Here is a 26,745-nt window from a genome sequence, read left to right on the forward strand (position 1 = left end):
TCTAACATTGTCCTAAACCTTTCGAACCTAGGCTCCTGCCTCGTTGCGTAAGAGCCGCTTTAACACTTTGCCGGTTGGGTTTTTGGGAATTGAAGCAACAACCTTGATTGCGGTTGGCACTTTGAAGCTCGCCATGTGCTTGCGACAAAAGGCGATAATTTCTTGAATCGTTCGTTGCTGATCTGGTTTGAAGACCACTTGGGCCTCAACCCGTTCGCCAGTGATGGCATCAGCGACACCATACACCGCAACTTCTGCAATCTCAGGTAATTGGAAGATGACATTTTCAACTTCAGCGGGGTAAACTTTTAGCCCAGCAACATTGATCATATCTTTCAAGCGATCAACGATGAAGAGATAGCCATGCTGGTCTTTTTTGCCTAGATCGCCCGTATGAAACCAGCCATTGCGAATCGCTTGCTCAGTTGCGCTTGGATTATTCCAATAGCCCAGCATGACATTTGGGCCACGGATAATAATTTCGCCAACCTGATCGGGCAATACTTCAACAGCTGTTTCAATATCGACGATTTTTATGTCAACATGCTCAATTGGCGTACCAACTGAGCCTAATTGATAGCGCAAACTATGATTGTAGGCAGCAAATGGGGACGTTTCGGTTAAGCCATAGCCTTCATAAATTGGCAGCTTATATTTTGCATACCAGCGCTGAGCAATCTCGACTGGCAAAATTGCTGCGCCAGAGAAGAAATAGCGCACAGGCTGCAATTGCTCAGGCTCGGTTTTATTCAGTAACAGCAAATAGATGGTTGGTACGCCAAAAAACATCGTCACCTGATCGGCTTGAATCGAACGAATAACCAGATCGAGGTTGAAACTACGGTGCAACACAATCGTTGCGCCAGCATTAATCGCACTATTAAAAATTGCGTTTTGGCCAAAACAGTGAAAGAGTGGCACACATAATAATAATCTATCGCTGGATCGCATATCACAATAGCGATTTTTCGCCTGCATATTCGAAATAATATTGTTATGCGAAAGCGTTACACCCTTAGGAAAACCTGTCGTTCCCGATGAATAGACAATTGCTGCTGGATCATGCGCTTGCATTGTTCGTGATTGATATTGATTTGAGGATTTTCGCATCAAATCAGCGAAACTAGCAGCAGCATCGGCATTGCCAGTAAGCAACACATGCTTGAGGCTTGGGCAAGCGTCAGTTGGAATCAGCCTTGCTAATTCAGGCGTGGTAATAATCGCTGTGGCTTGGCTATCGTTAACAATAAATTGAATCTCTGCGCTCTGGAGTTGCACATTCAGCGAAACTGCAATCGCCCCCAGTTTAATAATCCCAAGGTAGCCAAACATAAACTCAGGAATATTGGGCAAGAATAACGCTACTCGCTCGCCAACCTGAATTCCAAGCTCGCTCAAGCCATTCGCCACTTGGTTGGCCAATTGGTCAAGTGCTTGGTAGCTATAATGGCTATTTTCAAAGATCAAGGCGATGTTATTGGGCGTTTGGCGTTGCGCTTGTTCAATATGCTGGGCAATATTCATCTGCTGTATGCTTCCCTTATAGCGTTATAGTTGGGCGAAACCAACCTTCAAATCGAGGTGTAAGGCACGGCATAGGAGGCTCTTGATCGTGGCGGCAGCAGAGCCGCAGCCTATCAGAACCTCGCTAGCGGTGAAATCAAATGACAGTGAATATCTCGGGAGCTAAGCCCGATTGGCGATGGTTGGCCAAGCCAACCGTGGTGTTGGCACTGGTTACGAGGCAACCGTACGGCTATTGGGTAACTTGCTTTGAATCAGTTCCAGCGCAGGCATCGAAGCTTCGAGCGCGCGAAATTCTGCGCCCATTTCCGTTACCCGTTGCTTGAAACTGGGGTTTTGAATCACATCGGTGAGCATTGTTGCAAGGCTTTGGGCCGATACTTTGCCGATTGCGCCCATCAAGCCCAGCCCATGGTAGACAACCCGTGCAGCATAGCCAGGTTGATCGCGATTGCCAGGAAAAACCAGCATTGGCAGGTTGAAATATAAACATTCCTTGACTGCGCCAACCCCGCCATGGGTAATCATCACGCTGGCGCGCGGCAGAATTTGCTCCACCGAAGCCCATTGCAGCAGCTGAACATTCGCTGGCACATGCTGAAATTCGTGGGCTTGAAACTTTGAACCAAGCGCCATAATCAACTGCCACTCGGGATGCTCGCGCAAGGTATCGATAACGGTTTGAAAAAAGCGCCGACTTTGCTTGTAGATATGGCTTTGGCTGCCTAAGGTGCAGAAAATCAGCGGCTTGCTTGGGTCAATCTGCGACCAATCAAAGGCTGCTTCCTGCCGATCAAGATCTATCGATGGTTCGCAGTAGAAAATACCTTGCTCAACGCTTGGCCGTGGAAAATCAAACGCCTGCGGACAAAGCACAATTTCTGGAATCTCAAGTTGTGGCCGCAGCCGTGGAAACAAGGCAGCTGGCACAATCAGATCGGCTGGGAAGCCAAAATGGGTCGCAACCTTGGTCAGCTCTTTTTGGAAATTAAAGCCCACCAAAAGATTGGTAATTTTGACCGCAATTCCACTAAATTTCCAAGCCATGCTGGCCTTGGAAGGCGAGGCTGAGGTTGCATCGGGAATAATATTGGTCACAACTGGCGGATAATTGGCTGCTTGCGGCAAATTAATATTAATGCTCAAACTTACCACCGCAATGCCCATATGCTGAATCATCAAACTTAGCGGAGCCATAAAGCCATCGATAAGACAGAGATCAGCGCCAACTTCCAGCAAACTGGCTTTGATCGGGTTTTGGGCTTCAAGCACCGTTTGGCATAACGCCCGATAAAAGGCTGTATGCGAAACCTCTTTCAAGAAGCTTCTGCCGCTGGTTGTTGCAATTCGTTCAATTTGTTGCGCCCGAAAGCCAAGCGGAAAGGCTTCTGGCAATAAGGCCAAATAGTCAAAGCCTTGGCTGCGAACATAGGCCTCAAAATCGGCCAGCGCCAAATAATACACCTGATGGCCTTGGGCTTTTAACCGTTTGCCAAGCTTAAAACTAGGAATAAGATGGCCTTCTTCGGGAAACATACTGATCACAATTGTCGCCATTCAAACATGCTCCATGGTAGCGATTAATCAATCTGACAGAGCCTTCTGGAGTGGCTACGGTTATGTGCGTTTGATGCTTCTGTGCTAAGCAACCCCTTGACGGAACGAACGCACAGCCCAGAAAACGCCCAAAAATGCTAAGACACCCATCACAACAAAGCCTTGCCAAACCGCAGGATTGCTAAACTGGCCAATGAATAAGGCTCGTGACGCATCAACCGCGTAGGCAAATGGGTTAACACCCGCCACATTTTGAATCCAGTTTGGCGCTAAAGTAAGCGGTAAGGTAATGCCCGAAAGCAATAAAATCGGCAAGATCAAAAAGTTGAGCACCGAAGCAACCGCATTTTCATCCTGCAAAATCAGCGCAACAGCATAAGAGCACGACGAAACCAACAACCCAAGCAGCACCACAATCAACATTGAAAGCGCTACCCCAGCTGGATCAGCACGCAGACCCATCAGCCATGCCACGCCAACCAGCACCGTAGCTTGGAGCAGCAACATCACCACATCGCGTAGCAAACGCCCAAGCACCAAGGCCAAACGGCTCAGCGGCGTAACCCGCATACGTTCAAGCACGCCTGCGCGCAGCTCGGCAATAAAGCCAAACACCACGAACAATGAGCCAGTAATGCCCAGCATCACTAGCAAACCAGGCGTAAACACCCCTATTGAGCCGCCCTCGGGAAAACCCTCGGTATTGGCGATTGGCTCGAGCAACGGGGCAAAGAGCAGCAATTGCACGATTGGCTGAAAAAGGCCGACAATAACCATCACTGGGTTGCGCATGGTCATGGTGAGATAATGCTTAAATAGCAACCATGTATCACGGAGCGATTGCATTGAATATCCTCTTAGTTGGCAGACTCGCGTAATGAACGACCAGTTTGCTTAAGAAACACATCATCAAGCGAAGGGCGCGAAAGCTCGACGGTTTGCACATGCACATTGGCATCATCAATCAGCCGGAGAATCTTCGGCAGTGCCTCTGCGCCCCGATCAACAACCAAGCGAATTGCTTGCTCATCGTATTCTAGCGAATGGATATAGCTCTGCTCTTGTAATAGCGCCTGAACGTGCTGGCCAGTTTCTGGCTGAAATTGCAGGCCAAGCGTGATTGTATCGCCAACGATTTGACGTTTGAGCGCATCGGGCGTGCCCTCAACCACAATCCGCCCATCATCGATAATTGCCAAACGCTGACACAGCGCATCTGCTTCATCGAGATAATGAGTCGTCATAAAAACGGTTGTGCCTTCAGCGTTAAGCCGCCGCACCTCAGTCCACAACCAAGCCCGACTTTGTGGGTCGAGCGCGGCGGTTGGTTCGTCGAGCAATAACAATTTTGGCTTATGCACCATGCCCAGTGCCAAATCGAGGCGGCGGCGTTGGCCACCAGAGTAACTACTGCTCGGGCGATCGGCAATTTGCTCCAGATCGAGCGCTGCAAGCAACTCTTTAGCTCGTGCGACCGCATCGGGCAAGCTCAGGCCATAAAAACGGCCTTGCAGAATCAAATTTTCCCGCGCCGTCGATGCACCTTCAGCGCCACCAGCTTGGCTCACATAGCCAATTTTTTCGCGAACTTGACGCGAATTGGTGAAAAGATCAATGCCGGCAATGGTTGCTTGGCCACTGCTCGGCTTGAGCAGCGTAGTTAACATGCGCATGGTTGTGGTTTTGCCAGCCCCATTCGGCCCCAGAAATCCAAAAATCTCGCCTGCTTGAACATTCATCGTTACACCTTTGACGGCTTCGACTAAGCGTCCTCGCACGCGAAAACTTTTGGCCAATTCCTTGGTTTCAAGAATAATCATCAAGCTGCTCCGTTGAGGTTCAGGTGGGATAGACAGTTTTCAGCATTGGAAGCCTCGACCGCATGATGGCTAGTTAGTTGCCTGCGCAACCAAACAACGACGAGGAATTGGCGGCGAACCTGCGGCGAAATCAAGCCAACTGGTTCGCCCAACGATGTGTATCAGGGTTGCAATTGCGCCAAAGGTTAGGATGCTGCAATGAGTGGCGCAGTAGGCCAAGCGCTGTTAGTCAGCTTTATTGGCATTAACTCGCCGAACGATCTGCATAATTACCGTGCTAACAATGCCTGCACCCAACGAAGCCAAACCAGCTTTGCGCGTTTGACCACTTGAGCGTAAAAGCCGCACTAGCATTTGAGTGCTCAACACACCCAAGCCAGTTGCCGCCAAAACATCGCTTTGGGAGCGCACACTCAGCCGGTCACGGTCGGTCGCGAGTGAGGCCAAAAAGACCCCAAGCAGACAGTAAGAGGAGCCAGACATGTTGATCAGCACTGCGTCGTTATCTGCTTGCGGCGCAGTGACCAGCAATGGCACAAAAATGCCCAGCCGCACTGCCGAAAACGCTAAACTGAATGATTGAAAGCGGGTGGTTGCTGTGCCCAAAATCCCCATTGCAGCACTCTCGCGCAAGGCCTGGGCAAAACTGGGGTGAACCAAGCTATAGGTCAGAATCCGCCAAACTTGGCCGCCATTAACCTGCGATTTTTGAAACGCCCCCCAAGCAACTTGGGCTTGCGGATTGGCAGCATCATCGCCAGATTTAACCGCATTGAGCAAGGCACTTAGCCCATTCAAGCCATATAAAACGGCAACTTTGGCCAAACTATCGGTTATGGGAACCAACAATGTGCCAACAGCTAGCGAATCGGAATCGTCGGTTGCTGGTGCGCTAGCCTCAAACGGTGCATGCTCGGTTAATGCAAAAAGCTGTTTGGTGGCCTGCAAACCCAACCCGATGATGCGTAATCGATCAAAAATATTCATGCTGTCGTTGTTACTCCTCAATTGATTGGCTAGCTGAACCAACTAACGGCCTCAATCTACTTGCTTGCTCAGTGACACCTAGCCATGGTCAGCATGTTTTTGGTATCACAACCTATGCTGAGAAAATGCAGTCAATAACCCTAGAATAGTGCGCTGAACGATTAAACTATACGCTGTTAGCTTAATTAATTGAGATTGAATCAATTAAACTATACGATGTTAGTTTAATTGATTGAGAATGAATCGATTAAACTATACGATGTTAGTTTAATTAATTTGGAATGCTTGGAGAATCTGCTTATGACCAGTTTTTGCAATTAATTCTCACAAATAGCACCAAAATTAATGAGTCTTAGGGCTGATTTATGCCGATGCATATAGGTCAACGAATTAATCTTAAAATTAACGATTCTTAGCACATAGCGGGGATAATAACCTAAGAAAATAAATTATGCAAGAGCTAAGAATTTGCTGCATAATCTGATCACTGGGAAATAATAAGCCTGTCTAGATATATTTAATGCGCCTTGACAATGCTCTTATGCTTTAACTATAATAGCCGCGTTATAAGCCAATTGAGCTAAATTTATTGATCGAGCACAATTTTTGGTTAATGTCTTAACCGCATGTTAACTCGATTTAACAAATAAAATAGTTCATTCTGCTGCTTCATAGCAAGCACTGCTGTTTTCCTTTTACAATGTAAATGTATATAGATGAATGCTATTTAGCACTATTGCCCAAATTATTGTGAACCTTTATTTGGGTAGTTTGCACAATAGAATGCATCTTAATCGCTTTACACCATTAGATTATTGAGCAATATCATTACCAAATGCCCGATAATCTTTCGATTTTAATTATTTTCACCTATTATCCAATAATTTTTGTAATTATAGCGCTATATATTCTCAATTTAATAATTCTGAATTTATATCTGCTATATGTTACCGTTTTAATATATTCAGTTATTTTCGATCATAATTTTATTATTAGTAATATTTTTGCTGTTATTAGAACATTCCGGTCAGTAAATCGATAAATTCAATCATTACGAGCTGATGGTTGAAGGTTAACAGTTCAATACACATAACGATTTCGATATGATGTACCTTCCAGTATCTAGATGCTCACGCTGTAGCATTAAACCTTGCTGTGCAACACTCCATACAAAGGAATTCTATGAACAACCTACCAACTGGAACTGATAACATCAAGGCTGAAGCAATCACGCCAACCACCGAGAATCTAACGGCGTGGTTAATTAATCATTTCTGTACTTATTTAAATGTTGCCCCCGCCGATATTGATGTGCGCTTACCGTTTGCCCACTATCAAATCGATTCGCTCCAAGCGCTTAGTTTAATCAGCAAGCTTGAAGAACTGCTTGGACGATCACTTTCACCAACAATGCTCTGGGATTATCCAAGCATTGAGACGCTTGTGCCAGCATTGATTGGATCGGAGCCAGCGGCGCAACGAAACATAGCAGAGTCGCAGCAAAGCGACCAAGCAATCGCCATTATTGGCATGAGTTGCCGTTTCCCCGGGGCCAGCAATTTGGCTGATTATTGGGATTTATTGATCAACGGGCGTGATGCAATTACGGAAATTCCTGCTGAACGTTGGAATTTAGAGGCGGTGTATAACCCCGATCGCAGCGTACCAGGCACAATGTATACCCGTTGGGGTGGCTTTGTTGATCAGCCTGATTATTTCGATGCAGCCTTTTTTGGTATCTCGCCACGCGAGGCCATCCACCTTGATCCCCAGCAACGGATGCTGCTCGAATGTACCTGGGAAGCGTTCGAGGATGCTGGCCAATCGCCGCAAGCCCTTGCTGGCAGCCGCACTGGGGTTTTTATTGCATCAGTCAGCGAAGATTATGGCCGCATTTTATTCAGCCATCCTGAAATTATCGATGCCTATACCGGGCCAGGCACATCGCACAGCATCTTGGCCAATCGGCTCTCGTATGTGCTTAATTTGCAAGGCCCAAGCGTTAGTGTCAACACTGCCTGTTCTGGTTCGTTGGTTGCGATTCATATGGCATGTCAGGCGTTACAGGCTGGCGAGGCCGATTTGGTGGTCACTGGTGGGGTTAATGCTAGCTTGCTGCCTGATGGCAACCTGTTTTTCTCCAAGGCTGGAGCATTATCGCCTGATGGCCGTTGCAAAACCTTCGATGCTCGCGCCAATGGCATTGTCCGCAGCGATGGCGCAGGCGTTATTATCCTCAAACCATTGCACAAAGCCTTGGCTGATGGCAACCCAGTTTACGCGGTTATTCGTGGCAGCGCGGTAAATAGCGATGGCCGTACCAACGGCATTATGGCTCCCAATCGGCAATCGCAAGAGGTCGTGCTCCAAGAAGCCTATCGCCGCGCTGGGGTCAATCCCGCAACTGTTCAGTATATCGAAGCCCATGGCACGGGCACAAGCCTCGGCGATGTGATCGAAGCCCAAGCCCTTGGCGCAGTCTTATCAACTGGTCGCGCCGAGCAACAACCGTGTGTGATTGGCTCGGTCAAAACCAACATTGGCCACACCGAATCGGCAGCAGGCATTGCTGGGGTGATCAAGGTGGCACTGGCAATGAAACATCGCATCTTGCCAGCAAGTTTACATTTTGAAACGCCCAATCCGATGATTCCGTTTGATGAACTGCGCTTGCAGGTGCAGCATGAATTGGGGCCATGGCCAAGCTCAGCAGGCCCATTATTGGCTGGAGTGAGCGGCTTTGGATTTGGCGGCACAAACGCGCATGTGGTGCTCGAATCGGCTCCAGCAGCCGAAGTCCAAGCAGCCAGCAGCACCGAAGCATGGCCCTTGCTCTTGCCCTTATCAGCCCAAAGTGAGCCAGCTTTACGGCAACTTGCTGCGCGTTATGCAGCGCAAATTGCTGCAAGCAGCGCGAGTGACGTTGGCGCTATTTGCTACAGTGCTAGTATTGGCCGCAGCCAACTCGATTATCGGCTTGCTGCAAGCGCCGCCAGCCAAAGCCTGCTGATCGAGCAACTCAACGATTTTGCTGAAGGCCGAACTGCCAATGGCTTGATCACGCAAGACCGCTCACAGAGCCAAGCGCACAAATTGGTGTGGGTGTTTTCCGGCCAAGGCTCACATTGGCTTGGCATGGGCCGTGGGCTGCTTGAACAGCAACCAGTTTTTCGCCAAACGCTCGAAGAATGCGACCGCTGTTTCAGCACCTATGCAGATTGGTCGTTGCTTGAAGCACTGCTTGATGATCAGATTGGCGAGCAGATCAACCAAACTGATCGGGCGCAACCGCTTATTTTTGCCCTGCAAGTGAGCCTCGCGGCACTTTGGCGCTCTTGGGGCATCACGCCAGCGGCCATTGTGGGCCATAGTTTGGGCGAAGTTGCCGCCGCCCATGTGAGTGGGGTCTTGACCCTCGATGAAGCGGTGCAGGTGGTCTACCATCGTAGTCGCTTGATGAAACAGGTTGCTGGCAAGGGTAAAACTGCCGCTGTTGAACTGACCTTTGAACAAGCTCGCTTGCTCTTGGCTGGCCGCGAGCAACAGGTTGCAATTGCTGGGATCAATAGCCCAACATCGTGTATTTTGGCTGGCGATCCAACCATCTTGGAGCAATTAGTTGCCTCACTGCAACACAACGATGTATTTGCCCGCTTGGTACGCGGGGTCGATATTGCCTTCCACAGCCCGCATATGGAGCCACTCGTGCCCCAGTTAAATGTGGCGCTGGCGCAACTTCAACCCCAAGCACCAATGATTCCTTTGGTTTCAACCGTAACTGGCGACTTTGTTGAGCAAACGCTGTACACGGATGGCTATTGGGGCCGCAATCTGCGCGAACCATTTTTATTTGCCAATGCTGTGAAAAGCTTACTCGACAAGGGCTACGATACATTTTTGGAAATCAGCCCACACCCGGTTTTAGGCGAATCGATGTTGCGCAGTATTCAACACTTTAAGCAGCCTGCCCAAGTATTCAGCTCATTACGCCGCGATCAAGCTGAGTTGGGCGTGTTGTTCGAGACCCTTGGCCGCTTGTATGTTGCTGGCTACGCGCCCGATTGGCAGCAGATCTATCCCAATTCACGTCAGCGCAGCGCCTTGCCGCACTATCCTTGGCAACGTGAGCGCTATTGGTTTGATCAGCTTTTGCCAGCAGCAACCAAGCAAGCAACTGCTCGTGGCGCGTTTGTCCCAGCCCTTTTATCCGGCAAGGTTCAGCCAGCAGCAAGCAATCAACACCCATTGCTCGGCATTTCAATCGCTTCGGCCTTGAATAACGGCCAGTTTTGGCAAACTAATGTGGCTGCTAACTACCCAGCCTATTTGGCGGATCACGTGGTGCAAGAGCAAGTTTTGTTGCCTGGCGCAGCCTATGTTGAGATGATTGTCGCGGCGTTGCGCAGCCGTGGCCAACAAACCGTTACGCTCCACAATCTCGTTTTCAAGCAACCGTTGATCATCCCTGAGCAAGGCCAACGCACAATTCAGCTGATTTGCACTGCTGATGAGAGCAATAGTTTCAGCTGCCAAATTTTGAGCCAAGCAGCCGATCAAACTAGCCCATGGGAATTGCATGCAACGGCGACAGCACTTGATACTAGCGCCGTTGCGAGCCATTCAACCTATCTTGCGCTTGATGAATTGCAAGCACGCTGCCCCGAAACGATTGCTGTCAGCGAGCATTATGCACGCATGCAACAGGTGCAGTTGGAATATGGGCCAGCATTCCAATCATTAACCAGCATCTGGCGCGGCCAGCATGAAGCCTTGGCCAAACTCCAACTCGCCAGCGTGATTGGGCAACTTGAAGCGTATGATCAGCTGCATCCAGCCTTGCTTGATGCAACTTTCCAATTGGTCGCGGTCATTCTCGATCAACACACCAATGATCAGACCTACCTGCCAATTGCGATTGAACGGCTGAATGTGCTTGATCGGATTCCAGCTGAGGCTTGGTGTCACGCGGTCTTGCGTTCTGCGCCCGCCGATGAAACCCTGATGTATGAAGCTGATTTGATCATTGCTGATGCTCAAGGCCGCGTGGTCGTTGAAATTGCTGGTTTACGGCTCTTTCAAGTGGCTGCCCGCACCACGGCCAAAGCTCCGCAAGGCTTGTATGACTATGCTTGGCAAGCAAGCACAGCCCAAACTGCCGAGCTGCCAGCAGAGCGCTGGCTGATTTTGGCCAATCCCAACGATCAGCTTGCCAAGCAATTGAGCAGCAACCTCGCAGGCCATGGTCAACAGGTCGATTGCCTCGAACAAACAATTGAACCAAGCGTTCTGCGCGAGTGGCTCACAACCCAATTGCAGGCACATTATCAACACATCGTCTGTTTATGGCCGCTCGCCGCAAGCAATGATCAAGCTCCAGCAGCCGCCGCAATTCAACAAAGCAGCGCGATGTTGACCTTGTTGCAAACCATCAGCGACCCAAATCGGGCAAACTCACGCTTGTGGTGTGTTACCCGTGGTGGCCAAGCAGTCAGCAACGAGCTTGTGAATCTGGCTCAAGCACCACTGTGGGGCTTGTTGCGCAGCGCTGCCTTGGAACACCCCGAACTCAACCCAACCTTGGTCGACCTTGATCCAAACCCGCTCAACGAAGCAACCCTACTAGCAGGTTTGTTGCTGCAACGCTCGAATGAGCATCAACAAGCGCTGCGCAATCAACAAGTGCTGGTTGCACGCTTGCAAAAACGTCAAGCGCCAGCCAAACCAAGCGCCATCAGTTTAACCAGCGACGCAGCCTATCTGATCACTGGCGGCAGCGGCGGCTTGGGCTTGGAAATCGCCCATTGGATGCTCGCGAAGGGTGCGCGCAATTTGGTCATTCTTGGTCGCCGCCCATTACAGCCCGCCAACACTTCCCAACAAGGCTTGTCGGATCAGCGCTCGCAACTGCTCAATGCTCTGCATGATTTAGAGCAGGCTGGTGCAAATGTTCACTATGCAGCGATTAACGTCGCCGATCAGGCAGCATTGGCTGAATTTTTGCAGCACTATCGGGCCGAAACTGGTTTAGCAATTCGTGGGATTGTGCATGCAGCGGGTGTGCTCGATGATCAAATGCTCTATCGCATGGAGCCAAGCGCGCTAAGCAGTGTGTTTGCGCCCAAGGTTGCTGGGGCATGGGCGCTGCACGAGGTTTTCAGCGCTGAGCCACTTGATTTTATGATCTTCTGTTCATCGCTGGCGGCAAGCCTTGGCTCGGTTGGTCAAGCCCACTATGCTGCGGCAAATAGCTTTATGGATAGCCTCGCAGCCTATCGCCGCAGTCAAGGCCTCGCTGGGCTGAGCATCAATTGGGGGCCATGGGCTAGCGTGGGCATGGCCGCACGGCTCAATCCTCAAATCTTCGAAGCTCATGGCGTGCAGTTGCTCGAGCCAAACCAAGCCTTAGTTGCAATGGAGCAGCTGCTCAGCGATCAGGCAATTCAAACAACGATCGCCGAGATCGATTGGGCAACCTGGCTCAGAACCAATCCAGTGGTGGCAGCGTTGCCCTTCTTTGCGGCGCTCATGCCACAAACGAGCGTTGATCAGGCAGCAAACACAGCCAACCACGAGCATGAATTTCGCCGCTTGGTTCAACAAACCGACCCAAGCGAACGCCAAGCCTTGATAAGCCAGCAACTCAAACCCTTGATCGCCAAAGTGATGCAGCTTGACCCAGCAAAATTGGCTAGTCAGCTACCACTGCATACGCTTGGCCTTGATTCGATTATGGCAATTGAACTCAAGACCAGCATCAGCCAGCAACTTGGCGTAACCTTGTCGGTTGCCTATCTGATTCAAGGCCCCAGCATTGATGAAATTGGGGCGAACATCAATCAACAACTAGCCTTAGAACTATCATCGGAGCTGTTTGCTGCGCCTGAAAGTCGCGATGATGCGCTACAAGCACTGCTTGAACAAGTAGAGCAAAGCGATCACGACCAGATCGCGCAAATACTTGCTGAATTAGAACAACTTTCCACTGATGAGGCTCAATCTCGTCTGGTTGGCTGAGGTATGGAGATTTCACATGACTGATTTTGCTGCCAAAATCGCTGCATTACCGCCTGAAAAACAAGCACTCTTGATTCGTCGGCTGCAACAAACTGCCAATCAGCCACCAGCATTGGTCGCCCAAGAACGCACAACCAATACGCTGCCCTTATCGTTTGCCCAAGAACGCCAATGGGTGCTCTATCAGTGGGACCCAACCAGTCCGTTATATAACATTATCTATGGCGTGCGTTATGTTGGCAAGCTGGATATTGGCGCAGTCCAAGCAGGCTTTAACACCATTGCCCAGCGCCATGAAGTCTTGCGCACCACGTTCAAGCTCGTGGATAACGTGCCGTATCAGCAGATTCATGCCGAGCTTAACCCTGGGTTTAGACTAGTCGATCTGCGCGATCTGAGCGATGATGAGCGTGAAACCGCGATTCAACACCAGCTTCAGGCCGAAACTCAACAAGCATTTGACTTGCAAACCGGGCCATTATTGCGCATCCTTGTGCTGCATATTCGCGATACCGAATATATTAAATTGATCAACGTCCATCATAGTGTCTATGATGGCTGGTCAGCTGGCGTGATGATCGCCGAATTGAATAGCTTGTTGAATGCTGCCTACACTGGCCAACCAAGCACCTTGCCAGCCCTACCAATTCAATATGCCGATTATGCTGTGTGGCAGCGTAATTGGCTGCAAGGCAGCGTGTTGGAGCAACAGCTTCAATATTGGAAAACCCAACTTGCAGGCGAATTGCCAATTCTCAAATTGCCCACCGATCGGCCTTATCCAGCGATCGAATCATCGCGCGGCGCGCATTATCGAGTGCAACTCAGCGCCGATTTGGTGCAACGCTTGGTGGCATGGAGTCGCAGCGAAGGCTATACGCTCAACATTATGTTGCTGACGGTCTGGAAAACCTTGCTTTTCCGCTATACCAACCAAAGCGATTTGCTCGTTGGCATGCCGATAGCCAATCGTCACTACAACAATTTGCAAGCCTTGATTGGCTACTTCGTCAATACCCTGGTTATTCGCACCCAAGCCGCTGGCGACATGAGTTTTCGCAGCTTTTTGGATCAAGTGCGAGCTGCCAATTTGGCGGCTCAAGATCATCAAGATCTGCCATTTGAGCAACTCGTCGAGGCCTTGCAACCTGAACGCAATCTGGCGCATACGCCCATTTTCCAAAGCTTGTTTGTGTTTCAGCGCGATACACTTAATAGCTTCCAAACGCCAGAACTTAGCGTTGAGCCATGGCCGATTGAGACCGGAACAGCCAAATTTGCCTTGAGCCTTGAGGCAATTTCACTTGATCAGCAGATAAACCTGAGTTTTGAATATAAAACCGACCTTTTTGATCGGGCAACGATTGAACGCTTGGCCCAACATTACCAAATACTGCTTGAAGCAGCATTGACTACGCCCGATTTGGAACTTTCCCGCTTGCCATTGTTGAGCAAAGCCGAGCTTCAACAATTGCTGCCGCAAGCAAAACCTGTAGCGCAAGCAAACTTATTGCCATTGCACGAGCGTTTTGAGCAGCAAGCCCAATCCAATCCGCAGGCAATTGCAGTGCGCTTTGAGCAAACCCAACTGAGCTATGCAGAGCTGAATAGCCGCGCCAATCAATTAGCGCATCAACTCAAAACGCTCAATGTTGGGCCAGATAGTTTGGTTGGCTTGTGTGTTGAGCCATCGCTCGATACAATCATTGGCATTTTGGCGATTCTCAAGGCTGGCGGGGCGTATCTGCCGATTGATCCGTCGTACCCACAAGAGCGGATTGTTTGGCTCTTGGCTGATGCCAAAGTTGGGCTGGTTGTAACCCAAACGCGCTGTAGCAACAAACTGCCGCAAGCTGGGTTGCAATTGATTCTGCTCGATGCTGCTGATGCGGAACTGAGCAATCGGCCAACAACCAATCTGCCAGCAAGCGCCCAGCTCGATAATTTGGCTTACGTCATTTATACCTCTGGCTCGACCGGCACGCCCAAAGGTGCGCTGATTACCCATCGCAATGTGGCGCGTTTATTCAGCGCAACTGAACATTGGTTTGGCTTCAATCAGCACGATGTTTGGAGCTTGTTCCATTCATTTGCCTTTGATTTCTCAGTCTGGGAAATCTGGGGCGCGTTGCTCTATGGCGGGCGGCTGGTGGTCGTGCCATTTATGACCACCCGCAATCCAGCAGCGTTCTATCAATTGCTCTGCGATGAGGGCGTGACGGTTTTGAACCAAACCCCATCGGCTTTCCGCCAATTAATCATCAACGATGCAGAGCAAGCGCTACCCTCACGGCTGGCTTTACGGTATGTCATCTTTGGTGGTGAAGCACTGAATGTTGGTGCCTTGCAACCATGGTTTGAGCGCCATGGCGATGCGCGGCCTCAATTGGTCAATATGTATGGCATCACCGAAACCACCGTCCATGTGACCTACCGCCCACTTACGCTGCACGACGCACAAAACCCGCAAACCAGTCCGATTGGCGCGCCAATTCCCGATTTGGATTTGTATGTGCTTGACGATCACTGTCAGCCAGTGCCCGTTGGGATTGCAGGCGAATTGTATGTTGGCGGGGCTGGCTTGGCGCGCGGCTATTGGAATCGGCCAGAACTTACCAACGAGCGCTTTATCCAACACCCGTTTGCTGCCACAGGCCGGCTGTATAAAACTGGCGATTTGGTGCGCCGACTGGCCAATAACGAGATCGAATACCTTGGGCGGCGCGATAATCAGGTCAAAATTCGCGGCTTCCGCATTGAGTTAGGCGAAATTCAAGCCACACTGATGGTACATCCGGTCATTACTGATGCAATCGTGACGGTCAATACGATCTCTGCTGATGATCAGCGCTTGGTAGCCTACTTGGTGACGCTGCCGAATCAAGCGCCACGATTTAGCCAACTGCGCAGCTTTCTCAAGCAACGGCTGCCCGAGTATATGGTACCAAACGCATTTATTATGCTTGATGCGATTCCGCTGACAGCCAATGGCAAAATTGATTATCGCGCCTTGCCCAACCAACAGCAAACCAAGCCTGTCGAGCGCAACGTGCCGCTCGCCGCACCAACCAGCGTGACCGAGCAATCGCTGATTGCAATTTGGACGAGTTTGCTGGGCGTGGCGCAGGTTGGCATTCAAGATAATTTCTTCGATTTGGGTGGCCACTCATTGCTCGCAACCCAAGTGATTTCACGCATTCGCGAGGTCTTTAATGTTAGCCTGAACCTGCGTGATTTCTTCCTCAGCCCAACGATCAAAGGCTTGGCCAGCATTATCGAGCAGGCAAACCAAACGCCAGCCCAAACTAGCATTATCGCCATTCACAAAGCCGATCCGCAGGCGCGTTTGCCGCTCTCTTATGCCCAACAACGCATCTGGTTCTTGGCCCAAATGGACCCAAGCAGCAGCTTCTACACTGTGCCAGTTGTGCTCGAAATCAATGGCAAATTAAATATTAATGCCTTGGAACGCACGCTGAATGAAATTGTGCAGCGCCATCATGGCTTGCGCACCCGCTTTGTGAGCCACAAAGGCCAAACAATTCAGCAAGTGCAGCCAGCCCAACCCCTAACCCTCGCGATTCATGATCTGAGTGGGCTGGCTGGCGAGGCCCAAGCAACGGCGCTTGATCAACGGTTGCAACAAGAAGTTAATCAGCCATTTCAGCTTGATCGCGACCAATTGTTGCGTGGGCGTTTGCTCAAACTCAGCGAACATCAGCATGTGTTGGCGCTCAGCATTCATCATATTGCTTTTGATGATTGGTCGCAGGGCATTTTGTTTAGCGAAATGACCCAACTTTACCAAGCATTTGCCAGCCACCAAGCATCCCCATTGCCAGAATTGGCCTTGCAATACCCCGATTTTGCTGCGTGGCAACGCCATTGGTTGCAAGGCGACGTATTGCAAGCCCAACTCGACTTCTGGAAACACCAATTGCGTGGCAAACTGCCGACACTCGAAATGCCGCTGGATTACCCACGGCCAAGCGTCCAAACCTTCAATGGCAGTCATGAAACGCTGAGCATCGAGCCAGAACTCTATCGCCAGCTCAATCAATTGGCCCGTGATAACGAAGCAACCATGTTTATGCTGCTCATGACAGCGTGGGTTGTGCTGCTCAATCGCTATACCAACCAGACCGATATTGTGGTCGGCACGCCGGTGGCCAATCGCAATCGCCAAGAGCTTGAGAGCATTATTGGATTCTTCGCCAATACCTTGGCAATTCGCAGCGATTTGAGCGACGAACCAACCATCCAAACAGTCTTGCAGCGGATTCGCGAAACCGCGCTCAATGCCTACAGCCACCAAGATCTGCCGTTTGATTTGTTGGTTAGCGAGATCTTGCCTGAACGCCAAAGCAATCGTTCGCCGATCTTCCAAGCCATGTTGGTGTTGCAAAACGCTTCACGCACCAGCCTTGATTTGCCTGAGGTGCAGATTGTGCCGCGCAGTGTCGAAACCAAATCGGCCAAATTTGAATTGAGTTTGGTGCTTTATGACCATGGCTCAAGCATCGATGCATGGCTCGAATATAACAGCGACCTGTTTAAAGCCGCGACGATGACGCGCATGGTCGAGCAATTTTTACAATTGCTGGAAAGCATGGTCGCGAATCCACAGCAGAAGATCAGCGAAGTCTCATTGTTGAGTGCGACCGAAAAGGAACTGCTGCTCGGCGGTTGGGTCCAAGCGAACGACGACGACTACGATTTGTTCTAAATCGATCTAATCTCCAAGGGCTTGCATCAAATCTAGCCCTTGGATACGCTGCAAAGGGTGAAATGGACATGGATTTTCAGAGTATCCAGCGACGTTTTACAACGAGCGTTGAACGGCAATCGAGCCACGTAGCGCTCATCGATGGCGGGCAGGTGCTGACCTATGGCGAGCTTGCGACGCGCGCCCACCAGCTGGCCAATGGTTTAGCTGCCAAGCAGATTGGTGCTGGCAGTGCCGTGGCAATTCTGCTGACCAAGCCAATCGATATTTGTAGCATGCTGCTGGCAGCGCTGCTGGTAGGCGCACGCTATAGTTTGCTTAGCCCCAATTTGGCAGGTTTTCGCTTGCGCAGCATCATTGCCCGCCAACAATTGGTGGTTGGCACAGCTGCTACGCTGGCGCTGTTGGATGATCAGGCTCCAAGCATCGAATTTGAGCAACTCATGCACAGCGATTCAGTTGCAATCGAGCCACCTGTAGCAACCGCCGAAAGCATTATTGCTCTGAGCTATGCCTCGCATCCCAGTGGGTCGATGCAAGCAGGCCAGCTCACGCAGGCCAATCTGCTGAGTTTTATCGATTTCAATCTCAGCAAAGCCAAAGTAAGCTTTCAACAGAGCATGTGGCTTGGCGCAGAATTTACCGATTTTGCGGCCTTCATCAGTTTGGCAACCCTTGCCAGTGGCGGCACGCTGCGCTTTAGCACGCTTGAAGCACTGTCACAGCAGAATTATGTCGAGCAATCACAAACATTAAGCTTGAGCCTCGCGACCTTGGGCCAGCTGCAACAAGCCAACCTTGGTTTGCCCAAAGTCCGCCATATTCTCAGCAGCGGCGAAGGCTTGCTCGCTGGAGAGGCGTTGAAGCAACAGCTCAAGCAGCAACAAACTGCCTGGCACAACTACTATGGTTTTCCGGCCTTGCAATTGCTGACGGTGGTTGGCGAAAATAGCCAAACCGGCCAAATTCATAGCGGCAAACCTGTGCCACATATCCAAGCCTTTATCCTCGATCAGCACAAGCAGCTAGCACCAATTGGCTTAACTGGTGAATTGTATGTTGCTGGTGCAGGAGTTTTTGCTGGTTTTGATCAAGCGCAATTGAATGCAGAGCGCTTTATTGCTAGCCCATTTGCCGCAGATACCCAGCTGTATCAAACCCGCTACCTTGCGCGCTGGCAAGATGATGGCCGGATTACAATCAGCGGTAGCCTTGATCCAGCGCTTGAGCTTGCTGGTGCGCCATTATTACTGCAAGAACTGGAAAGTCTGCTCGAAACGCATCCGGCAATTAGTGCAAGCTGTGTGGTGCGCCGGACCACGCTCAATCAGGCAGAAGTATTAACTGGCTTTGTGGTTGCCAACCACAGCCTTGAGCCAGCAGAAGTGCTGGGCTACTTGGAAACGCAGCTTGGTTGCCAATTACCAACCCTCGGCTTGATTCAAATCGATCGCTTGCCACGCATGGCCGATGGCCAGCCTGATCGCGAGCAATTAGCCCAAACCAGCGTGCTTGATAGCCGCCAATTGATCGATTTGCAAGCGCAACTGCAACAGGCAGCCAATGGCGCGGAAGTCGCGTTGGTGGCGCAGCCAATCGTGCCAGCCACAACGCCGCTGCATCTCGACGATATGTTGCCAGTGCTGGAAATTGGGCATGTTGGCACCTCGCAGCGCAGCATGAGTGAGCAGCCAGCAGAACTATTGGTAGTGAGCGAAAAACCAGCCTTGGCCGTTGGTCAGCCATTAATCAAGGCCGATCAAGCGCCGTTTAACTTGGCTGAGGCCTTGGTGCAGGCCGCTAAGCTGTATCCTGACCATGGCATTCGCTACATCGAAGCCGATGGCACGGTTTTGGTGCAATCGTATGCTTCGTTATTAGCCGCTGCTGAGGCGGTTTTGGCTGGTTTGCGGGCGGCAGGCTTGCAAAAGGGCCAGCATGTTGTCTTGCAATGCACCAATAACGAGCCATTTGTGACGACATTTTGGGCTTGTATGCTTGGTGGTTTTATTGCAGTGCCGCTAGCAGTACCCACCAGCAGCGATCCCAACAACCCAGCGCTAAGCAAACTTTATAATACTTGGCAAACTTTGGAACAACCATTGATTGTCAGCGAACAAGCGAGCTTAAGCCACTTGCAGCGCAGCTTCAATAGCTTTGGCGTTGCCAAACTAACAATGCAGGTAGTAGAACAGCTACGCCAGCATCAGCCTGATCAGCAGCACCAACAACTCTCACCACAAGACCCAGCCTTGGTGTTATTTACCTCAGGCAGCACCGGCGTGCCCAAAGGCGTTGAACTCAGTCATCACAATACACTTAGCCGCTCCAAGGCCAGCGCGCAACACAATCATTTTGATCACAACGATGTTTCATTAAATTGGATGCCGCTTGATCATGTTGGTGGCATCGTTATGTTTCACATTCATGATCTCTGCTTGGGCTGTCGCCAAATTCAGGCCAAAACCGACTATATCTTGGAAGACCCAGTGCGTTGGCTTGATCTGCTTGAGCAGTATCGCGCAACGATTACCTGGGCACCCAACTTTGCCTATGCCCTGATCAACGATCAGCACGAGCGAGTTAATAGTCATCGCCGCAATCTATCGGCCCTGCGCTTTATTTTGAATGGTGGCGAGGGCATCAACAAGCAAACTGCGCTCAATTTCCTTGGCTTGCTGCAAGCTCATGGGTTGCCAGCCAACGCGATGCATCCAGCCTATGGCATGTCGGAAACCTCATCGGGCATTAGCTCATCGGATCAATTGGTGTTTGGCGCGAACAGCGGTTTTCACGAACTCGATCAAGCGTCGTTGCAAAGCATCATTCAACCAGCGACTGCCGACAGCATTGGGGTTGCGTTCGTTGAGGTTGGCGCTCCATTGCCCGGGGTTAGCTTGCGCATCGTCAACGCCAATGATCAAATTCTTGGCGAAGATATGATTGGCCGCTTGCAAATTAAAGGCCCGACAATTACCGCTGGCTACTACCGCAACCCCGAACTTAACCAAGAAGTTTTTACCAACGATGGCTGGTTTACGACTGGCGATTTGGCCTTTTTGCACCAAGGTCGTTTGACGATTGCTGGACGCGAAAAAGATGTGATCATCATCAATGGGATTAATTATCACAATCACGAAATCGAGGCCTTAGTTGAAACAATCGCAGGCGTTGAGGTTTCGTATAGCGCAGCCTGTAGCGTGCCCAGCAAACATGCTGGTGGTACCGAATCGCTAGTCATTTTCTACAATTCAAAATCAACTGAATTTAGCGAGCAGCTTGAGCAAATTCAGCAAATTCGCGAAGTTGTGGTCCAGAAAATTGGCATCAATCCCAGTGCTGTGCTGCCAGTTGCCAAAGCCGATATTCCCAAAACGGCTATTGGCAAAATTCAGCGTTCGCAATTGAGCCAACGCTACGTCGCTGGCGACTTTAGCGCGATCAGCAAGCGCATCGATCTGGCCTTAGCCAACGAGCAAACGCTGCCGCGCTGGTTTTATAGCAAGCAATGGCAACCAGCCAGCCAACGCAGCAATCTCGCCTTGCTCAAACCAAGCTATGCCATTTTCAGCGACGATACTGCGCTCGCTCGCGAATTGATCGGGGTGCTTGAACAGCAGCAACGGGCTTGGGTTTTGGTCAGCGCTGGCGCAACATTCAGCCAACACGATCGCCATTACACGATTAATCTCAACGATCGCGAACACTATCAGCAGCTTGTCGCAACGCTGAGTGCAGCCAATATTCACGATTACATTCACTTGTATAGCGCTGATCTGCCAAGCCACATCGCGCACGCAAGCGAACTAGCGGCGGCCCAATATCGTGGAGCCTATAGCATTCTGTACTTGACCCAAGCGCTCGCCACGCAAAAGCTCGCCAACGCGCACTTAACCGTGGTTTCGCAACAAAGTCATGCAATTAATCCAAGCGATCAGGTGGTCTATGCGGCAGCGCCAATTCATGGCTTACTCAAAACGATCCCTTTAGAGCTTGATTGGCTCAGCTGCCAACATCTTGATCTCGATGCTGCGCCAGCAGCGACCAATAGCCAGCAGATTTGCCATGAACTGGCGCTGCCCAATCAACCAGCCGAGGTGGCGTATCGCGCAGGCCAACGCTTGGTGCCAGCATTAATCCAAGCCGAAATGGCGCAAGCAACGCCCATCGAATCACCGTTGATCAATGGTGGCCTGTATCTGATTACTGGTGGGCTGGGCGGCATTGGCAGCCAATTTGCTCGTTGGTTGCTGCAAAATTACAACGCGCGGCTGGTGATTACTGGCTCAACCGAGTTGCCATTGGCAAGCGATTGGACTGAACATTTGAGCGCCGATAGCGCCGTGGGCAAACGATTGCGCGCCTATAAAGATCTGAGCGATCTCAGCAACGATGTGCACTATCAAGCGCTAGATTTGACCGATCCTGCGCAGATAACAGGCTTAATCAATGCTGCCGAACAGCGCTGGAATCAGCCATTGGCGGGGGTTTTCCACTTTGCTGGCGCTGGCAACTTGGCCTATCACTGGACGGTGATGGATCGCCACTGGATTACGAATGAAAGCCTTGAAACCTTTGAAATGATGTTTGCGCCCAAAGTCTATGCAACGTGGGCCTTGCAACAAGCATTGATCAATCGACCAGAGCTGCCAATCATCGCCATGTCGTCGATTAATAGCTTCTTTGGCGGCGCAACATTTAGCGCCTACTCGGCAGCCAATAGCTTCCTCGACAGCTTTATGCTGCATCAACGCCAAACGTCGCATCCCAAGGCGCTTTGTTTAAACTGGACCCAATGGGATAACATTGGCATGAGCCTCAACAATCCACAGCAAATTCGCGGCCTTTCCGCAGAGCGCGGCTATAGCCTAATCGGCGTGCGCCAAGGCTTGCAATCGCTGCTCGCGGGCATCAGCCAGCGCCAATATCCACTGTTGATGATTGGCTTAAACGGCGATAGCCCAGTTTTGCGACCGTATATCGCCAGCAATCAGCCAGTGCAACAACAGCTTAATCTTTATACCAGCAAGCAGCATGGCACGCTCAGCCACGAGCGCTATCGCCAACTTGCGCAGAGCTATTTTGGCGCAGCCAGCATCGAATGGTATCAGGTTGACGAATTGCCACGCACCAGCAGCGGCACGATTGATCGAGCTGCACTTAGCCAAATTGGCACTGCAAACCAGCATGCCGTGATTGATCAACCAACCACGAATGTTGAAAGCCAATTGGTCAGCATTTGGCAGGAGATTCTGGGCAAGCCCAAGATTGGCATTCACGACAACTTTTTTGCTTTGGGCGGGCATTCGCTGCTAGCAACCCAGCTTGTCTCACGCTTGCGCGATAGCTTTCAACTCGAAGTTCGGCTCTATCAACTTTTCGCTGCCCCAACCATTGCCGAGCTAGCAACAACAATTGAAAACTTGCAACTTGAACAAATCGACGCAGCAGACATGGAAGCGCTGCTGGCCGAGCTTGAAGGCTTATCGGAAGAGGAGATTCAAGCGGGGATGTAATACTGTTGTGGCGATTCCATCCTGCGTGCGGAAGGCAGGCGAGGGGGAGCCGCCGGGTTTCACCAACGAATCGGGCAAGAACAAGAGTGTTAAAGCCCCTCGCTCGCGCCACGGGAGAGGGGTTGGGGTGAGGGGCCGCAGTGCGTAGGTTGAGGGTGAGGGGATTCATAGTCGTTTTTATGTGCTCCATGAGGTTTGATTGTGAATGATTATTCTGAGCGTTTAGCGGCCCTTTCGCCTGCCAAACGCGCCCTACTTTTGCAAAAAGTTCAAGCCAAGGGCAATAAACCAGCCCAACAGATTCAGCCGCGGCGCGATCAACACAGCTATCCATTGTCGTTTGCCCAACAACGGCTGTGGTTAATTGAGCAACTTCAGCCCAATGCAGCGCTGTATAACATTTCAATTCCCATGCAAATTCGCGGGAGCTATGCAGATTTACCAAGCATTCTAAGCCAAACTCTCACCGCGATTGTCCAGCGCCATGAGCCATTGCGCGCCAGCTTCAGCATGATCGATGGCCTGCCGCAGCAAGCAATTATGCCTGTCGAAACCGTCGATATAGCGTTGCTCGATTTCAGTCAATTAAATGCCAGCGAGCGCGAAGCAGCACTCCACCAAGCGATGCAAACGGAAACCGAGCAGCCATTTGATTTGCGCCATGATCAGCTGTTTCGGGCCAAATTGCTGCGCGTTAGCCACGCTGAGCACATTTTATTGCTAACTATCCATCATATTGCCTTCGATGCATGGTCGGCCAAAATCTTTATCCAAGAGTTTGAAGCGATTTTCAGCGCTTTGGAAAACCAGCAGCCGCTGCCAGAACTAGCGCCATTGGCCTTGCAGTACGCAGATTTTGCTGCATGGCAACGTGAGTGGCTACAAGGTGCAACGCTCGACCAGCAACTCAGCTATTGGAAAAATCAGCTTGCTGGCGAATTGCCGGTGCTCGCCTTGCCAACCGATCGGCCACGGCCTGCCATTCAAACGTTCAAAGGCGGGCGGCACACGTTTTGGATCAGCGGCGAGCTTACCAACCAGCTCAATCAGCTTAGTCAGCAGCAGCAAGCAACCTTATTTATGTTGCTGCTCGGCGCTTGGGTTGGTTTGTTGCAGCGCTACAGCGGCCAAAACGATATTATCGTCGGTTCGCCAATTGCCAATCGCAATCGCCGCGAACTTGAAGATCTGATCGGTTTCTTCGTCAATACCTTGGTTATGCGCGTCAAACCTGCCAATGATCCAACATTTCTCGAATTGCTGGCGCAGGTACGCGAAGTAGCGCTTGGAGCCTATGCGCATCAAGATTTGCCGTTTGAAATGTTGGTCGATGCCGTGCAACCAACCCGCGATCTCAGTCGTTCGGCCTTGTTCCAAGTGTTGTTTGTGCTGCAAAATGTTGCCATCGGTGGCAGTCATTCGGGCTTGGATATTTTGGAAGATGTGGCGAGTCCATCAAAATTTGACCTCACGCTGTCGATGGTTGAATTTGATAATGGCCTGCGTGCCACGATTGAATATAATGTTGACCTGTTTGATGCCAGCACGATTGAGCGCATGAGCCAGCATTATGTCACCTTGCTGAACAGCATCACCCAGCAACCCCAAGCCAAGCTCTCGCAATTGGCAATGCTCACGCCCAACGAGCAAACCCAAATCATCAAAGATTGGAATTCCAGCACCCAAGCTGCCCCCGATCAGCAGCTGTTCCCGCAACGCTTTGAAGCCCAAGTAGCCAAAACGCCAAACGCAATCGCCCTCATTGGCGACGAGCAAACGCTCAGCTATGACGAGCTTAATCAACGAGCCAATCAATTGGCCTATCGTTTGCAAGCGCAAGGTATTGGCCCAGAAAGTTTGGTTGGCATTTGTTGTGATCGTTCACTAGCTATGGTCGTTGCTTTGTTGGCAACCCTCAAAGCAGGTGCAGCCTATCTGCCGCTTGATCCGGCCTATCCCAGCGAGCGCTTGGCATGGATGCTCAACGATTCACAGGTAGCCATGGTTTTGACCCAAAGCCATTTGCTGGAAACCGTGCAAGCGCTCAAGCACGACGGGTTAACAATTCTCGACCTCGCTACGATTTGCGATGGCAGTGAGCCAACGGATAATCGGCCAAGCACAGTTCAGCCTGCCAATTTGGCCTATCTGATTTACACATCAGGCTCGACTGGTCAACCAAAAGCGGTCATGGTTCAGCATCACGGCCTAACCAACCTTGTGACAGCCCAGATTGCTGGTTTTGGGGTAACTGCGCAAAGCAGGGTGCTGCAATTTGCCTCATTGAGTTTCGATGCGGCAATTTCGGAAATAGGCATGGCCTTGTTGGCTGGCGCAAGTTTGGTGCTGATGCCAGCAGGCGGTTTGGCCGCAGGCACCGACGTACTCGGCTTTATTCGCCAGCACAACGTGAGCGTTGCAACCTTGCCACCATCATTATTGACGGTGTTACCAGCCGATCAAGCGCCAAGCTTAACCACGCTGATTACTGCTGGCGAGGCTTCGAGCATTGAGCTTGTTCAACGCTGGGCGGTTGATCGCCGCGTGATCAACGCCTATGGGCCAACCGAAATAACCGTTTGTGCCAGCTTGACCGACCTTGAGCCAAGCCTCACGACCACGCCGCCCATTGGTCGCCCGCTGGCCAATCTGCAAATCTATTTGCTTGATCAGCACCAGCACATCGTGCCAGTTGGCGTGATTGGCGAAATCTATGTTGGTGGGGTTGGCGTAGCCCGCGGCTATCGCAACCGTCCTGATCTGACTGCTGCGCGTTTTGTACCCGACCAATTTAGTTCAACCCCAGGCCAGCGTTTGTATCGCACCGGCGATCTAGGACGCTATCGTGCTGATGGCCAGATTGAATTTATCGGACGGATCGATCAGCAAATTAAATTGCGCGGTCATCGGATTGAACTTGGCGAGATCAGCAGTATCTTGAATGCTCATCCAGCGGTTGAGCAGAGCGTGGTGCTGATTCACGATCAAGCCAGCAGCACGGCACGGCTGATTGCCTATGTTGTGGCCAATCCAACTGCCGCTGAGGCATCAAACGCGCTGCAACAGGCAGTCGGAACCAATCAAATTCCAGCGCCGTACGATCTGGCTGCCGATTTACAAACCTATGCCAAACAACAATTACCAGCCTTTGCCGTGCCTGCCGCTTTTGTGGTCGTGCCAACAATGCCGCTTACTCCCAACGGCAAAATCGATTATCGCAGCCTTGCCCAACAAGCACCGAGCCACAATCAAAGTAGTGGCCAAGCGCTGGGGCCACAAAATAACCTTGAACAAACCATCACCAGCCTTTGGCAAGAGATTTTGCAACTTACGCCAATCAGCACCCAAGCCAATTTCTTCGATCTTGGCGGAAATTCGCTGGCAATGGTGCAAGTGCATAGTCGGCTACAAGAGCTTTTGGGCCGCGAACTTGTGCTCTTAGATTTATTCAAGTATCCAACCATTCAGACCCTCGCCGCCTACCTGAGCAGCGAGCAATCGACCCAAGCATCAACCTTTGTTGATCGCGATAATCGTGCCCAACAACAGCGCCAAGCGTTGCAACGCCAACGTCGCCGCCGTTAACGAAAGATAGGATAAC

9 protein-coding genes are annotated in these 26,745 nt (G+C 50.9%); 4 read left to right on the forward strand and 5 right to left on the reverse strand.

What is annotated here, in order from left to right:
- Positions 1-27 precede the first annotated feature (27 nt).
- The 5 genes from C5S61_RS20265 to C5S61_RS20285 all read right to left on the reverse strand — a co-directional run bounded on the left by C5S61_RS20265 (position 28) and on the right by C5S61_RS20285 (position 5,888).
- The gene (locus tag C5S61_RS20265; protein ID WP_110518001.1) at positions 28-1,524 is read right to left on the reverse strand and encodes a class I adenylate-forming enzyme family protein; all 1,497 of its coding nucleotides are present in this window, start codon (positions 1,522-1,524) and stop codon (positions 28-30) included.
- 213 nt (positions 1,525-1,737) lie between these two features.
- Complete coding sequence (locus C5S61_RS20270) at positions 1,738-3,081, reverse strand: glycosyltransferase (protein WP_110518003.1); 1,344 nt, start codon at positions 3,079-3,081, stop codon at positions 1,738-1,740.
- Positions 3,082-3,165: 84 nt separating this feature from the next.
- Positions 3,166-3,927, reverse strand: a complete 762-nt coding sequence (locus C5S61_RS20275) for an ABC transporter permease (protein ID WP_110518005.1) — start codon at positions 3,925-3,927, stop codon at positions 3,166-3,168.
- A gap of 11 nt (positions 3,928-3,938) precedes the next feature.
- A complete protein-coding gene (locus C5S61_RS20280; RefSeq protein ID WP_205701444.1) occupies positions 3,939-4,901 on the reverse strand; it encodes an ATP-binding cassette domain-containing protein in 963 nt (320 codons plus the stop codon).
- A 225-nt stretch (positions 4,902-5,126) separates the two neighbouring features.
- Positions 5,127-5,888 carry a rhomboid family protein gene (locus tag C5S61_RS20285; RefSeq protein ID WP_110518007.1) on the reverse strand — a complete coding sequence of 254 codons (762 nt, stop codon included), beginning with the start codon at positions 5,886-5,888 and terminating at the stop codon, positions 5,127-5,129.
- Positions 5,889-7,070: 1,182 nt separating this feature from the next.
- On the opposite strand from C5S61_RS20285, the gene C5S61_RS20290 reads away from it, so the two are divergent.
- The 4 genes from C5S61_RS20290 to C5S61_RS20305 all read left to right on the forward strand — a co-directional run bounded on the left by C5S61_RS20290 (position 7,071) and on the right by C5S61_RS20305 (position 26,729).
- A complete protein-coding gene (locus tag C5S61_RS20290) occupies positions 7,071-12,902 on the forward strand; it encodes a type I polyketide synthase (protein ID WP_110518009.1) in 5,832 nt (1,943 codons plus the stop codon).
- A 16-nt stretch (positions 12,903-12,918) separates the two neighbouring features.
- Complete coding sequence (locus C5S61_RS20295; RefSeq protein ID WP_164689688.1) at positions 12,919-17,628, forward strand: non-ribosomal peptide synthetase; 4,710 nt, start codon at positions 12,919-12,921, stop codon at positions 17,626-17,628.
- Between the two features lie 68 nt (positions 17,629-17,696).
- Complete coding sequence (locus C5S61_RS20300; protein ID WP_164689689.1) at positions 17,697-23,144, forward strand: SDR family NAD(P)-dependent oxidoreductase; 5,448 nt, start codon at positions 17,697-17,699, stop codon at positions 23,142-23,144.
- Positions 23,145-23,345: 201 nt separating this feature from the next.
- The gene (locus C5S61_RS20305) at positions 23,346-26,729 is read left to right on the forward strand and encodes a non-ribosomal peptide synthetase (protein ID WP_164689690.1); all 3,384 of its coding nucleotides are present in this window, start codon (positions 23,346-23,348) and stop codon (positions 26,727-26,729) included.
- The last annotated feature ends 16 nt before the right edge of the window (positions 26,730-26,745 follow it).

Source organism: Herpetosiphon llansteffanensis (assembly GCF_003205875.1).
GTDB classification, from domain to species: Bacteria; Chloroflexota; Chloroflexia; order Chloroflexales; family Herpetosiphonaceae; genus Herpetosiphon; species Herpetosiphon llansteffanensis.